Source organism: Bacillus sp. YH3-2-B2 (genome assembly GCF_053663335.1).
In genome coordinates this window covers 12,926-25,935 of record NZ_JBSJQE010000001.1, presented here as the reverse complement: position 1 = coordinate 25,935, position 13,010 = coordinate 12,926, and the positions used below count along the sequence as shown (strand labels likewise).

Annotated in this window: 15 protein-coding genes and 1 tRNA gene; 4 read left to right on the top strand and 12 right to left on the bottom strand. The window is 47.8% G+C overall.

The genetic code is table 11. From position 1 onward, the window contains the following. From ACWJJX_RS00220 to queG, 5 genes are all read right to left on the bottom strand, one after another. The gene (locus ACWJJX_RS00220) at positions 1-714 is read right to left on the bottom strand and encodes a polymer-forming cytoskeletal protein (protein ID WP_070081541.1); all 714 of its coding nucleotides are present in this window, start codon (positions 712-714) and stop codon (positions 1-3) included. Then, complete coding sequence (locus tag ACWJJX_RS00215) at positions 705-1,337, bottom strand: YhbD family protein (protein ID WP_070081540.1); 633 nt, start codon at positions 1,335-1,337, stop codon at positions 705-707. Before ACWJJX_RS00215 ends, ACWJJX_RS00220 begins: the two co-directional genes overlap by 10 nt. Before the next feature lie 137 nt (positions 1,338-1,474). Further along, entirely contained in the window at positions 1,475-1,957 is a 483-nt protein-coding gene (trmL, locus tag ACWJJX_RS00210) for a tRNA (uridine(34)/cytosine(34)/5-carboxymethylaminomethyluridine(34)-2'-O)-methyltransferase TrmL (RefSeq protein ID WP_007610253.1), read from the bottom strand. A 36-nt stretch (positions 1,958-1,993) separates the two neighbouring features. Next, entirely contained in the window at positions 1,994-2,905 is a 912-nt protein-coding gene (locus ACWJJX_RS00205) for an amidase domain-containing protein (protein WP_454022639.1), read from the bottom strand. 74 nt (positions 2,906-2,979) lie between these two features. After that, entirely contained in the window at positions 2,980-4,140 is a 1,161-nt protein-coding gene (gene queG, locus ACWJJX_RS00200) for a tRNA epoxyqueuosine(34) reductase QueG (protein WP_003155403.1), read from the bottom strand. Positions 4,141-4,224: 84 nt separating this feature from the next. Between queG and ACWJJX_RS00195 the strand changes: the two genes are divergently transcribed. Further along, positions 4,225-4,848, top strand: a complete 624-nt coding sequence (locus ACWJJX_RS00195) for a hypothetical protein (RefSeq protein WP_022552809.1) — start codon at positions 4,225-4,227, stop codon at positions 4,846-4,848. Positions 4,849-4,937: 89 nt separating this feature from the next. On the opposite strand, the gene ACWJJX_RS00190 is transcribed toward ACWJJX_RS00195, so the two are convergent. Beyond that, positions 4,938-5,011: transfer RNA gene (locus tag ACWJJX_RS00190), tRNA-Gly, on the bottom strand. Positions 5,012-5,200: 189 nt separating this feature from the next. Between ACWJJX_RS00190 and ACWJJX_RS00185 the strand changes: the two genes are divergently transcribed. Both ACWJJX_RS00185 and ACWJJX_RS00180 read left to right on the top strand, forming a co-directional pair. Further along, complete coding sequence (locus tag ACWJJX_RS00185) at positions 5,201-5,404, top strand: helix-turn-helix transcriptional regulator (RefSeq protein WP_003155407.1); 204 nt, start codon at positions 5,201-5,203, stop codon at positions 5,402-5,404. Then, positions 5,401-5,868, top strand: coding sequence for a hypothetical protein (locus ACWJJX_RS00180; protein WP_172614547.1), 468 nt, complete (start codon positions 5,401-5,403; stop codon positions 5,866-5,868). The genes ACWJJX_RS00185 and ACWJJX_RS00180 overlap by 4 nt, the downstream gene beginning before the upstream one ends. Before the next feature lie 20 nt (positions 5,869-5,888). Here ACWJJX_RS00180 and rpsN read toward each other — a convergent pair whose 3' ends face one another. The 6 genes from rpsN to ACWJJX_RS00150 form a co-directional block, all read right to left on the bottom strand. Beyond that, positions 5,889-6,158 carry a 30S ribosomal protein S14 gene (gene rpsN / locus ACWJJX_RS00175; RefSeq protein WP_014417259.1) on the bottom strand — a complete coding sequence of 90 codons (270 nt, stop codon included), beginning with the start codon at positions 6,156-6,158 and terminating at the stop codon, positions 5,889-5,891. A gap of 174 nt (positions 6,159-6,332) precedes the next feature. Next, on the bottom strand, positions 6,333-7,469 hold the full coding sequence (gene ssuD / locus ACWJJX_RS00170) for an FMNH2-dependent alkanesulfonate monooxygenase (RefSeq protein WP_048368061.1): 1,137 nt from the start codon (positions 7,467-7,469) through the stop codon (positions 6,333-6,335). A 24-nt stretch (positions 7,470-7,493) separates the two neighbouring features. Next, entirely contained in the window at positions 7,494-8,327 is an 834-nt protein-coding gene (locus ACWJJX_RS00165; protein ID WP_146276391.1) for an ABC transporter permease, read from the bottom strand. Beyond that, positions 8,327-9,316, bottom strand: a complete 990-nt coding sequence (locus ACWJJX_RS00160) for an aliphatic sulfonate ABC transporter substrate-binding protein (RefSeq protein ID WP_454022638.1) — start codon at positions 9,314-9,316, stop codon at positions 8,327-8,329. The genes ACWJJX_RS00165 and ACWJJX_RS00160 overlap by 1 nt, the downstream gene beginning before the upstream one ends. A 15-nt stretch (positions 9,317-9,331) precedes the next feature. Further along, positions 9,332-10,099 carry an ABC transporter ATP-binding protein gene (locus tag ACWJJX_RS00155; RefSeq protein WP_454022637.1) on the bottom strand — a complete coding sequence of 256 codons (768 nt, stop codon included), beginning with the start codon at positions 10,097-10,099 and terminating at the stop codon, positions 9,332-9,334. Positions 10,100-10,323: 224 nt separating this feature from the next. Further along, positions 10,324-11,253, bottom strand: coding sequence for an amidohydrolase family protein (locus ACWJJX_RS00150; protein WP_070081536.1), 930 nt, complete (start codon positions 11,251-11,253; stop codon positions 10,324-10,326). 256 nt (positions 11,254-11,509) lie between these two features. On the opposite strand from ACWJJX_RS00150, the gene katA reads away from it, so the two are divergent. Beyond that, positions 11,510-12,955: a catalase KatA gene (katA, locus tag ACWJJX_RS00145; RefSeq protein ID WP_454022636.1), complete on the top strand. Its 1,446-nt coding sequence runs from the start codon at positions 11,510-11,512 to the stop codon at positions 12,953-12,955. Positions 12,956-13,010 lie beyond the last annotated feature (55 nt).

Here is a 13,010-nt window from a genome sequence, read left to right as displayed (position 1 = left end):
CTATCGTTTCACGACTTTGTTAACCAAAGCGGAAGGATCACATGTAAAATCGCCGCTGTATTCCACAGTCCCAATGGTGCAGCCTGCGCCGATCCGCACATGATTCCCGCGGACTGTCTTCGCGTTCGTGTCCGCCAATTCAATGATGTCACCTTCAATCAGCTCTGCTGTCAGCACCGGGGCCGGCATCAGCTTAAAACGCGTAAGCACGCTCTTTCTGCTCATCACTTTCAAATGGCGGCAGCCGATCTCTTTCACATGGCTTTCTCCCGCCGCCAGCTTAATACTGACTTCATCGGCATTCAGCAGGCCGCCGATCTTGCATTTGCCTTCCGAACGGAACGTCTCTGTCTCGCAATCGCCTTCAATCCCGGCTTTCCCGGATATGAAAATATCATCAGCTTTCACACCGCCGCCGAAAGATGAAAATCCCGCGACGTTCAGCCGCTCCGTTTTGACATCACCTTTAATGACACCCGTTCCGTTGATACGGATGGATTCAGCTTCGGCGCTGCCGGAAATTTTCCCCGAACCGCTGATCGTCAGCGTTTGCGTCTTGACATGTCCGTCTGTTTTTCCGCTGCCGTTAAACAAAAGGCTCGTGCACTCCACATCACCTGACACCGTGCCGCTTCCGTTGATCTCCACTGTATGAAAACGGCCTCCTTTTGAACTTCCCGAACCGTTGATGACTAATTTATCTGTTACTTCCATTGATGGTCCTCCTGCATCCATTTCGTTTTTAATTCTTCCGATGCCGCAGCAAGCGCCACCCGTTCAACCACTTTGACAGTCGGTTCAAATAAAATATGTTCCGCGTCTGCGATGAAGCACGTCGTTACGCCAAGCTTTCGGAGCATGACAAGCTCCGTATTCGCTTTCAGCTCGGTAGCCTCATACGTTTTCAGCACCCCTGCCGCCAATTTTCCTTCCTCAAGGCTGATATTGCCCGATTGCAAAAGCCCTTCAAGCACATATAAAGACAGCAGCGCGCGGGACGTGAATGTCACGCCGTCTTCGCCATAAACTTGCAGCGCGGCTTTTGAAATCAGTCCCTTTTGAAGCAGTTCCGCAGACGTTATATTGACATCAGTCATTTGCGGAGACAGCATTTCTCTCATTTCATCCAGAGACAGATTTTCTTTCATTTTCTGTATTTTTGAGATGCGTTTTAATATTTCCGCTCTCGGAAAAAATGTTTCCTGGCCTGTAAACGTCGATTTTCGGATAAACCATTCTTCAGGAATTAAATTTTTCCGTTTCCACCGGTACAGCTGCCCGTATGAAATTGATGTTTCTTCCAGCAATTCTTTTTTAGAAATCAGTTGTTCCTCCATGAATCCAGCTCCTTCGATGAATGTATTGTAACATAACACTGTTACGTTGTTAAGCCTGAAAATATAAAAATGCCGTGAACCGCTGCTGCCCGTCTTTTTTATTCAATAAAAAAACGCCCGGATGCGGGCGTTTTTTCTCACGTCAAATCTCTGTAATTTTGCTGGCGCAGCGCTTCATATACAAGAATCGCGGCCGTGTTGGACAGGTTTAATGATCTCACATGCTCGGTCATCGGCAGACGCAGGCAGCGGTCCATATTGTTTTCGATCAATTCTTTCGGAAGTCCGCTCGTTTCTCTGCCGAATACGAAGAAAAAGTCTTCCTCTGTATTTGAGTAATCAAATGATGTGTGCGGCTTTTGGCCGAATTTTGTAATGAAGAAAAACTTTCCGTTCTCATATGCCTCAAATAATTCTTCCAATGAATCATGATATACGACGTTGACGAACTCCCAATAATCGAGTCCGGCTCGCTTCAGCATTTTATCATCGGTTGAGAATCCGAGCGGGCGGATCAAATGAAGCGTTGTGTCTGTTGCCGCACAAGTACGTGCGATATTTCCCGTATTGGCCGGGATTTCGGGTTGATATAAAACGACATGTAATGCCACGATGTTCACCTCTGTTTTTTATTCCGCCCACCATTATATCATTAATTACTCTTTTGTCGTATCATCCGTAATATGAAAAAACGCATATCTGATGGAAGGAGTATACGCCGTTGAATCCTCATATGACCAATATCTCATTCTGCTGTCATACGTTTGGGCATTGACGAGCGGCATATTGCTTTTATCTTTTGCGACCACGATCGCCGTATGATTAAAACGGCCGTCTCCTTCAAAATCATAGCAAATGATATCTCCGGGCATCAGTTCTTCAGCTCTTGATACTTGCAATGCGCGGAGCCCTGCCTTGGATTGGGCCAGATACATCTTCATCGAATGCGCGACCGTCCAGCTGTAGCTCCACGAGCTTGCCTTCATCCACCAGCCTGAGCCTCTGTTCGGATGCCCCCGCATCGGTGCTTTTCCGGCATGTAAACATTGGGAAATAAAATTGGTGCAATTATCGCTGAAATTTTTATAAGCGGGATTTCGTTTATTCCAAAACTTCTCCGCGTACTGCACGGCAGCCAGACGGTCGTATTGAAACGCCCGCCCGAAATCTTCCCGTTCACTCCGCTCATATTCAATTACGCTGTTTCCGTCAGAAAATCCCGCCGGTTTTTTCTTTACTTCCCGGTCTTTAATCAAAAGCTCATCATAGAGAAATGCAGTCCGTTCCTCAATCTGCTCTTCTAAGTAAAGGTGTCCGTCATGCTCCTTGCACAAATATTCGAAATGAATCGTGTACATGACGCATAACGTGCCGTCGTCCTCAAGACTGCTTTTGACAATGACGGCTTTTGCCTTCGCTTTCACGATGTCAACTTTCCGTTTTTCAAACAGCTCTTTTTTTCTCGTCAGGACCTCAAGATCGACGGCCTGCCCATTCTGCCTCATCTCGGTTCCGTTGATTAAATAATGAAGCCGGGCCTCCGCTAAATCTTCAATAATATGCTTCAAGCGCTCCACCCCATACGATTTTATAAAGAAAAAACACTTGAACTCCGGCCAAGTGCTTTTTCTCTATACATATGTCAGGACCGGCCGGTTTTAGTCTTCTCAGAAACCGATAACAGCTCCAGTCCCTTTTCAATTTCCCGTATGGCGTCCTCATCCTGCTCCTTTTGAAGCGCTTTTTCTAATTCCTCCGCATAATCAGGATCACCGATTTTCCCGATGGCCCAGGCGGCCGTACCCCTGATGACGGGGCGCGGATCTTGGTGCATCAAGGCCGTTAATTCCGGAAGAGACGAGGCATCTTTAAAATGAGCCAAAGCTAAAATCGCATTCCGCTGTATCGGCTTCTTGCCGCGCCATGATCCCGATACATGTCCGAATTTTTCTTTGAATTCGCGGTTGCTTATGGTCAAAAGCGGCTTTAACAGCGGCTTTGCGATTTCCGGATCAGGCTCCATCTGCGGATGAAGATGAAAATCTTTCCCCTTATTAATCGGACAGACCGTCTGGCACGTGTCACAGCCATACAGACGGTTTCCGATTTTCGTGCGGAACTCATCCGGCAAAAATCCCTTTGTCTGGGTCAGGAACGAAATACAGCGCTGGGCGTTAAGCTGTCCGGGATTGACGAGTGCGCCGGTCGGACAAGCGTCTAGACATTTTGTGCACGTACCGCACATATCTTCAATCGGCACATCCGGTTCAAAGGGCAGATTGGTGATCATTTCAGCCAGATAGACGTAAGAACCGTATTCAGGCGTGGTGATCATGCAGTTTTTGGCGCTGAAGCCGATTCCCGCCCGTTCAGCCACGGCCCTGTCGGACAATTCTCCTGTATCCACCATTGACTTTGTGCGGATATCCTCATGTTTACTTTGGAGAAAATTCTCCAGCAGATCAAGCTTTTCCCGCAGCACATCATGATAATCCTTCCCCCAGGAAGCTCTGCAAAAAATGCCGCGCCGCCCGTCCCTCGTGCTCCTCGGCGCATCTTTCATTTTGGAAGGATAAGCAAGGGCGATGGCGACGATTGATTTGGCTTTCGGGAGAAGCAAAGACGGAGTAACCCGTTTTTCAATATCCGGCTCTTCAAAACCGGATAAATAGCCGAGTGATTCCTGAAGAATCAGCCGGTCCCGCAGACTGTCGAACGTATCAGCCGTTGTAAACCCGATTTTGTCAACTCCGATGCTTTTGGCGTATTCGATTAATTCCTCTTTCAGTTTATGAATATTCATTTTTTGCACAGCCTCCTTTCTTTGTGATCAGGCTCCCGCACGGGTATAATAGAGTTTTATCATCCCGAAATGGAGTGAACACACTTGAACATCAGTTTAGATCCACTTATTGCTGAACGGGTGCCGGGGATCAAAGCGGCAGCCGTCTTATATGAACAGATCGAAGTCGGGCCTGCTCCGCAAATGCTGAAAGGCCGCCTCCGTTTATTTCAAGAATCTCTTTACTTTGATTATGCTGACGGCGGTATAGATGAGCAGCCTTTTGTTAAAGAGTGGGCGCGTATGATGGAACAGCTCAGTCCCGCCTTTTCAGGACAAAAAACGCCGATGGAGCTTATGCTCGGCGATATTTCCCGGGAACGATTCATTGAAAGTGTGAATTCAGCCCATGATACCATACTTTTTTTCTCCTTGAAATATTCATTGCCCATCATGGCGTATGACGCCGCAGAAATAGATGAACCGATTTCGATTACAATCGGAGAAAAAGAACACGTACTTGCTTTCTCCGACTCTGGCGGCATTTTCGGCGGCCTTACCGGACATATCAACACCCGCCCTGTAACAACCGGCACAAAGAAAATGCTGCAGCTGATCTTTTTCCCGCCTTCATTTCATGCCGACGCGGCGGATGAGCTGCTATCATCTTTAACCAAAATGTTTGAACAAATTCACGGAGGCACGCATACCGTCTCTTGGCTTTCATAAAAAGACACGCCTTCGTGTCTTTTTTCACATAAAAAAACGCAATACTTCGTTTATCAGAGAAACGAAACACTGCGTTAATAACGTATGTATGGAGCGGGTGATGAGAATCGAACTCACGACATCAGCTTGGAAGGCTGAGGTTTTACCACTAAACTACACCCGCATCAAAGTTTTTTTGTCAGTACCGATTTGATGTTTCTAATATTACATGTATATTTTTTTTTCGTCAAGGGAATGTTAAAAAATTTGTCGAAAAAAATTCTTTTTTTGTCCACATGTTAAGTTAGGTTTACATTTTGTTAAGAATCTCATACAATATAAAAAAGAAGAAAACTTGAGGTACGCCCTGATGATGAAAAATAAAGTAAAAGAGCTGAGAGCCAGATTCGGCTATTCTCAGGAAACGCTCGGAAAAGAAGCCGGAGCCACCAGACAGACGATTGCAGCGATTGAAAAAGGAGATTATGTGCCTTCACTCTTATTGGCTCTTAACATCTGCCGGGCTTTCTCACTGCCGATGGAGGAAGTTTTCTGGCTGGAGGAGGAGAAAAAATGAGTTTGAAAAGAAAAGCGTGTTTTCACCTTGCACTCTACGGATTGGCCTGCTGGACGCTTATTTCCTTTATGGAAGCGGCACCGCGGATCGCTCAGTTTTTCCAAACGGAGGGGAGCAGTTCATTTGAGCTGAATATCACTCCGTTTCTGCTGTTTATCATTTGTGCCGCATTGTATATCTATGCCGAAAAGAAAAAACGAAACGGCAAAAAGCACAGGCTTGTGCCCGATGAATTTGAGGAACAGGATGAAAGAGAACGAATGATGACGGCTAAAGCTTGCCGTTCCTCTTATATCGCCGTTTACTTCTCATTGCCGGCCGCAGCCGTTCTGCTTTTGTTTTATCCGCTGATTCAGCCGCATCTTCCTTTTTTTCCGATTCTTTTGATTTTCATTCTGATGATGATTCAGCATTTGGCTTATGTTTTCACTTTTCATAAGCACGGCAAAAACTCCGGTTCATGACAGATCCGGAGTTTTTTATGTTACCAGCTCGCTTTTTTCACCCCGGGAACCCGGCCTTTATGGGCCAGCTCCCTGAATGCGATTCTGGACAGTTTAAATTTTCTCATATATCCGCGGGGCCGCCCCGTCACCGTACAGCGGTTATGAAGCCTGGCCGGAGCAGAATCACGCGGCAGTTTGCTCAGCGCTTCCCAGTCGCCTTTCGCCTTTAATTCTCTTCGGATGTCCGCATATTGTTCAACAAGCTTCTGCCGCTTGAGCTCTTTGATCACTTTTGATTTTTTTGCCATTTCAGCACCCCTTACAAATCGTAATAATTACGCTTTGTATCATATCATCCAGATGAGCATCGTGCAAGCTAAGCGCTTAAAAAGGCGGGTGAATACCCGCCGTCACTGCCGGCATTTCCCCGGAAATGAATCCGCAGAAAGCACCCGCCGTCAATGATCCGCCTTGCGACGTCATCAGACTGTCGCTTTATTTCCTCTTGCAAAATGGTCGTTTCCCATTGCTTCACCCAATCTGCGCTCAAGCTTTTTAGTCCGCTCATTCTGAAACGGCAGAAGCGGAAACACGAGTTCAGCCAGATAATAAGCTTCTTCAAGATGCGGATAGCCTGAAAAGATAAACGACTCAATGCCGAGTGCTTGATACTCTAAAATTCGATCAGCGACAGTCTGCGGATCACCGACAAGCGCCGTGCCCGCTCCGCCTCTGACCAGTCCGATGCCGGCCCAGAGATTCGGGCTGATCTCAAGCTTCGAGCGGTCACCGTTATGAAGATCGGCCATCCGTTTTTGTCCCGATGAATCAGCGCGCCGGAGCGCAGCCTGCGCTTTCGCAATTGTCTCTTCGTCTAAATGGCTGATTAATCGTTCAGCCGCTTCCCATGCCTCTTCCTCAGTCTCCCGGACAATCACGTGAAGTCTGATGCCAAAACGCATCGTCCTTCCTTCCTTGGCAGCCTGTTTTTTAACAGTTTCAATCTTTTCTTTTACCTGCTCCGGCGGCTCTCCCCATGTTAAATAGACATCTGTATGTTTCGCCGCAGCCTCAATTCCCGCCTGTGATGAACCGCCGAAATATAATGGCGGATGCGGAGACTGTTTTGGCGGGAACAGGAGGTTGCTGTTTTCCACCTTGATATGGTCCCCTTCATATGTCACCGTTTCGCCCCGCATGAGTCCGCGCCAGACGGTTAAAAATTCTTCAGTCGCCTTATAACGTTCATCGTGGCTGATAAACATGCCGTCTCCCGCCAGTTCATAAGGATCTCCGCCCGCTACGACATTTACGAGCAAACGGCCGTCTGACAGCCGGTCCATTGTCGACGCCATTCTCGCGGCGACAGACGGCTGCATCAGTCCCGGCCGGACCGCCACTAAAAATTTCAAGTCACTCGTTTCCCCCGCTAAAGCGGCAGCCGTCAGCCACGGGTCTTCACATGATCTCCCCGTCGGCAGCAGAACCCCCGTATACCCGAGTCTGTCCGCCGCCTGTGCCACTTGCTTAAAATAAAGATGATCCGCCGTTCTCCCTCCCGTTTGCGTCCCTAAATACCGGCCGTCACCATGCGTCGGAATAAACCAAAGAATCTCCATATGAATCTCTCCTTTTTTAATAGGTTACCCTTCATAACTGTTCCGCCATTTTAATAGTTTCCGCTCGAGCATTCTGACCAATGCATCTGTCAGCTTGCCGACAGCCGCAAAAATGATAATGCCGACAAACACCTTATTTGTCTGTGAAAATTGTCTCGCATCCATAATCATATAGCCGACGCCCGCGCTCGATCCCATCAGTTCCGCCACCACAAGGCCGAGCCACGCAATACCGAGAGAGAGCCGGATGCCGAGCAGGATATTCGGCAGAGACGCCGGAAGAATCAATTTCGCCATCTGCTGATACCAGTTAAACTCCAGCACCCGGGCGACATCAAACAGCTTTGCGTCCACGCTGCGGATTCCGAGAAACGTATTAATGTATACAGGGAAAAAAGCCCCCAATGCGATCAGCAGAATTTTTGATGTCTCATCAAATCCGAACCACAAAATAAACAGCGGGGTCACCGCCAAGTGCGGAACCGTCCTGAGCATTTGCAGAGACGGATCGAGATACGCTTCCGTCCGCTTTGAGAAACCGACCAGCAGCCCGAAAACAAGTCCGAGGCCCGCGCCAAGCAGAAATCCGGCAGCCGCCCGGTATAAACTGATCTCTAAATGACCCCACAGCTCACCTGAAAGAAGAAGTTCCTGAAACGTCTGCAAGATGACGACAGGTGACGGGAGCACCGTTGCAGAGACGATGCCCAGACTTGCGATAAACTGCCATACTGCGATGACCGCAGCCGGGAGTACAATCCCTTTCATCCATTGGTATGAATACTTCCGGGATCTTGCCAGAGCTTTCTTTTCTGATTGGCTTATTGCGCCGGCAGCCGTTGGTGCTTCTGCTTTCATTACTTGCCATCCCCCGTTTCACGCGCTTTTTTAATAAATGAATTGTCGACAACGTCTTTTACATGAATTTTCTTACGAATCGCTTTTGTTCGATATTGAAAACCAGCGGTTTCCTGCTGGGCTTTGACAATATCATCATTGATCGGTTCATTGAGAGGCTCAGTATTGTTAAGCACGTTTCTGACGACTTTCGGATCAAGATGTTTGATTTTCGCATATAAGGAGACGGCTTCATCTTTGTGTTCCTTTTGCCATGTAACTGCTTTATTGAACACTTTCAGAAAACGGACAACCTCATCCGGGTGTTCTTTGGAAAATCCCGTTCTGACTAACGTGAAACCGGGAGAATATAAATCCGTGCTCTCTCCGTTCGCTAATATTTCCGCCCCGTGCTGCAGCGTTTCAATCGACAAATACGGCTCCCAAATCGACCATGCATCAACTGATTTGTTTTCAAAAGCGGAAACCGCCTCATCAGGCTGAAGCTGGATGAGGGTGACGTCATCGGCGGAAAGCCCCGCTTTATCTAAAGCTTTATAGAGAAAATCAAAGCCGCTGCTGCCTTTGGCTACGGCGATTTTTTTACCTTTCAATTCTTTCAGGCTCTGAATCCCGCTGCCCTTGTTTACGAGAATACCGTTTGCCTTTAATCCGTCCTGAGACAGCCCGATCTCTTTAAAATCAATTCCTGCCGCCTGACCGGAAATGACCGGTGAATTGCCGACCTGGGAAAAATCAAGCTTATCGGCGGCAAGACCTTCAAATTGCGGAGGACCGCTTTGGAATTCGACCCATTTTACTTTTATTCCGTCTTTTTTGAAGGCCTCTTCAAACCAGCCTTTTTCCTTGGCAATGAGAAGCGGGCTTAAACTCTGCTGGATGCCGATCCGGATTTCTTTCACCGTTTTCCCGCTCCCGCCTGCTCCGTCGGCACTGCATCCGGCTAACATCATGACTGCTGCGGCTAAAAGAATGATCGTTTTTTTCACTTTGCTTCGTCCTTTCTATATCCCTGATCCATCCGCAAACCGGAGATCTTCCGTTTTCTCAAATTCAGCAAGCACCTTCTGCCGGACGGCCTGAAAATCAGCTGACGTCCGATTGCGCGGATGCGGAAGCTGAATCGGCACCAGACTGTGCAGCCGGCCGGGCTTTGCCCTGAGAATTGCCAGCTTATCGCCTAAATAGACAGATTCGTCAATATCATGCGTGACCAGAATCATCGTCGTTTTTTTCTCGCGCCATATATCAAGCAGCACATCCTGCAAGTGTTTTCTCGTAAAAGCGTCAAGCGCTCCGAACGGTTCATCCAAAAGCAGCACCTCGGGCTCACGCAACAGGGCTCTGGCGATGGCGACCCGCTGCGACATGCCGCCGGATAATTCGCGCGGATAAGCGTCCTCTGCTCCCTGCAGCCTGACAACCTCAATCAGATCATCCACTTTTTTCCGAACGGCCGGGTCGTTCATATTGAGATCGGCAGCGATGTTTTGTTTTACCGTCAGCCAGGGAAACAGCCGGTGCTCCTGAAAGATAAATCCCTGCCGGATGCCCGGTCCCGACACATTGCGGCCGTTTATTGCGACAGAGCCTTTATAATCGGTATCAAGACCGGCAATCAATTTTAAAAGCGTGCTTTTGCCGCATCCGCTCGGTCCGATGACAGTCAAAAATTCTCCCGATGCAATTGACAGCTCAATATCATTCAGCACCGGCGTTTTCCGGCCTTCATGCTCAAAAGCTTTTTCTTGTATGCTGATGGTTACAGCCATCTGTCTTCCCCTCTCTTTCTGCCGCATGCGATCGAAAAACAAAAAGGCCCCCATCTCCGATTGCTTGCAGAGATGGGAGCCTTCGGCGGTCCGATCGGCAACCCGTTTGTTTTTAAATTTGAATATCATGTTAATTCAAATTATTCCGACTTGTCAACTGTTTTTTTGTATGAATTAAAAATGCGCCTTCCGGCATAACCCTGCCAGAGAGCGCATCAGCTGTATCACGTATTTACTTCCTTTTCTTGCCGGGCGATTTTTAATAATGTCCGCGCGTTGTTGCCGAAAATGTTTTCTATATCTTCTTCCCGCATATTGATTTCCCGGCAGGTCCTCACCTGCTCCTGAAGATATCTGTATACATATCCTCTCGGAAATCCGTTCGAATCCGTCCCGAAGATGATCCGATCAGCACCGATTAATTCAGATGTCTTTCGAAACAGAATTTCCAAATCAAGCGGGTACGGCATCCACCTCATCCACTGATTTGAGCCGGACGTGTCAATATACACATTCGGGCAGCTCCAGCACAGCTGCAGCAGTTCCTGATAATATCCGGCGCCGAAATGCGGAATGATGAACGGTATATCAGCATACTCTCTCGCGACGCGATAGATGGAGAGCGGGTTGATGTTGCGATGGCTGACAATGCCCCCCGCTCTCCCTAAAAGTCCGAAGTGAATTAATACAGGCAGTCTTTTGTCAGCCAAATACGTCCACAGCTTTTTCAGCGACGGATCATGAAACTCGATGTCTGTCAGCGGCCCGAACAGTTTATATCCTTTCAGACCGAGCTCTTCAACCGCTCTTTTCAGCTCCTCATACGCATCCTTTTGTTCCAAAGGATGATATGCAAATCCGGTAAACCTCGCGGGATTGGCTTGAATAAACGCCGCCATCCGGTCATTGCTCTCTGCTGTTAAAAAATTCAGCACGTCAATGCCGTACTTATCTAATTCTTTCTCCCATCTTGTCATCAAAGGGATTTCCCCGTCATCAGCCTCATGCGGATCAGGAAAATCCCAAGTGAGATTCATTCTTTCCGACCGCTCCCGGTTATAATCGGAAAATGTCTTATCGTTTTTGCCGAAATTAAGGCTGTACGGCAGATGACCGTGAATATCGACAGGTTTAAAATGCTGCCGGAAAAGCATACAATCGCCGCCTCCCTTACCGCCTGACAATAAAAAAAGACCCTTATCCAGTGAAGAATAAGAGCCTCTTGTGTCCAAGTCAGCGGTTTCTATTTTTTCTCATATTAAACCCATTATTCCTGTCAGTCAAGTGGTCTTTTAAACCCAAACTTTCTTTCCGATAATAAAAATAATTATTTTATAATCATTATAAAATAATATTGACTTTTTACTGATAGGTGATATTATGTTCTTATAAATCTAAAGAGGTGATCACATGAGTTCAAATAAATTGACAACCAGCTGGGGCGCTCCTGTCGGAGATAACCAAAACTCAATGACGGCCGGCGATCGCGGTCCTGCTTTAATACAAGACGTCCATCTGCTTGAGAAATTGGCGCACTTTAACAGAGAACGCGTTCCGGAGCGTGTCGTTCACGCAAAAGGCGCAGGCGCACACGGTTATTTTGAAGTCACAAATGACGTTACAAAATATACGAAAGCCGCTTTTCTGTCAGAAGTCGGTAAACGCACGCCGCTTTTCATCCGTTTCTCAACCGTTGCGGGCGAACTGGGCTCTAGTGACACAGTGCGCGACCCGCGCGGATTTGCCGTTAAATTTTATACAGAAGAAGGAAACTACGATATCGTCGGAAATAATACACCCGTGTTCTTCATCCGCGATGCCATCAAGTTCCCTGACTTTATCCATACACAAAAAAGAGATCCGAGAACACATCTGAAAAATCCGACGGCCGTTTGGGATTTCTGGTCTTTGTCACCCGAATCCCTGCACCAGGTAACCATTCTGATGTCAGACCGGGGCATTCCGGCGACTCTTCGCCATATGCACGGATTCGGAAGCCATACATTTAAATGGACAAATGATAAAGGCGAAGGCGTCTGGATTAAATATCACTTTAAAACAGAGCAAGGCGTGAAAAATCTTGATGTTAATACAGCCGCAAAAATCGCGGGCGAAAATCCCGATTACCATACGGAAGATTTGTTCAATGCGATTGAAAACGGCGATTTCCCCGCATGGAAATTATATGTTCAAATCATGCCGTTAGAAGATGCAAACACATATCGCTTTGATCCGTTTGACGTCACAAAAGTGTGGTCTCAAAAAGACTATCCGCTGATCGAAGTCGGCCGCATGGTTCTGAACCGCAATCCGGAAAATTACTTTGCGGAAGTAGAACAGGCTACGTTCTCTCCCGGCACATTAGTCCCCGGCGTCGACGTCTCACCTGACAAAATGCTTCAAGGCCGGTTGTTCGCATACCATGACGCGCATCGCTACCGTGTCGGCGCGAACCATCAGGCGCTGCCGATCAACCGTTCCCGCAATGAAGTGAAAAACTATCAGCGTGACGGACAAATGCGTTTTGATGATAACGGCGGCCGCTCCGTCTATTACGAGCCTAACAGCTTCGGCGGCCCGAAAGAGTCACCTGAAGATAAACAGGCAACATATCCTGTATCAGGTTTCGCTGACAGTGTAAGCTATAATCATCATGATCATTACACACAAGCCGGCGACCTGTACCGCCTGATGAGCGAGGAAGAACGCGCGCGCCTTGTCGCCAATATCGTCAGTGCGATGAAACCTGTGGAAAAAGAAGAAATTAAGCTGCGCCAGATCGGCCACTTCTACAAGGCTGATCCTGAATACGGCAGACGCGTTGCCGAAGGACTCGGACTGCCGTCACCAAAATAACATCAAAAAAACCTGCCGGTCTGCCCGGCAGGTTTTTCCTGTTTATTATCAATAA

Excerpts from the sequence above, each read along its gene's own strand:
- ACWJJX_RS00220 (WP_070081541.1), bottom strand. The coding sequence starts at position 714 with ATGGAAGTAACAGATAAATTAGTCATCAACGGTTCGGGAAGTTCAAAA.
- ACWJJX_RS00215 (WP_070081540.1), bottom strand. The coding sequence starts at position 1,337 with ATGGAGGAACAACTGATTTCTAAAAAAGAATTGCTGGAAGAAACATCA.
- queG (WP_003155403.1), bottom strand. The coding sequence starts at position 4,140 with ATGAATATTCATAAACTGAAAGAGGAATTAATCGAATACGCCAAAAGC.
- ACWJJX_RS00185 (WP_003155407.1), top strand. The coding sequence starts at position 5,201 with ATGAAAAATAAAGTAAAAGAGCTGAGAGCCAGATTCGGCTATTCTCAG.
- ACWJJX_RS00180 (WP_172614547.1), top strand. The coding sequence starts at position 5,401 with ATGAGTTTGAAAAGAAAAGCGTGTTTTCACCTTGCACTCTACGGATTG.
- rpsN (WP_014417259.1), bottom strand. The coding sequence starts at position 6,158 with ATGGCAAAAAAATCAAAAGTGATCAAAGAGCTCAAGCGGCAGAAGCTT.
- ssuD (WP_048368061.1), bottom strand. The coding sequence starts at position 7,469 with ATGGAGATTCTTTGGTTTATTCCGACGCATGGTGACGGCCGGTATTTA.
- ACWJJX_RS00165 (WP_146276391.1), bottom strand. The coding sequence starts at position 8,327 with ATGAAAGCAGAAGCACCAACGGCTGCCGGCGCAATAAGCCAATCAGAA.
- ACWJJX_RS00155 (WP_454022637.1), bottom strand. The coding sequence starts at position 10,099 with ATGGCTGTAACCATCAGCATACAAGAAAAAGCTTTTGAGCATGAAGGC.
- ACWJJX_RS00150 (WP_070081536.1), bottom strand. The coding sequence starts at position 11,253 with ATGCTTTTCCGGCAGCATTTTAAACCTGTCGATATTCACGGTCATCTG.
- katA (WP_454022636.1), top strand. The coding sequence starts at position 11,510 with ATGAGTTCAAATAAATTGACAACCAGCTGGGGCGCTCCTGTCGGAGAT.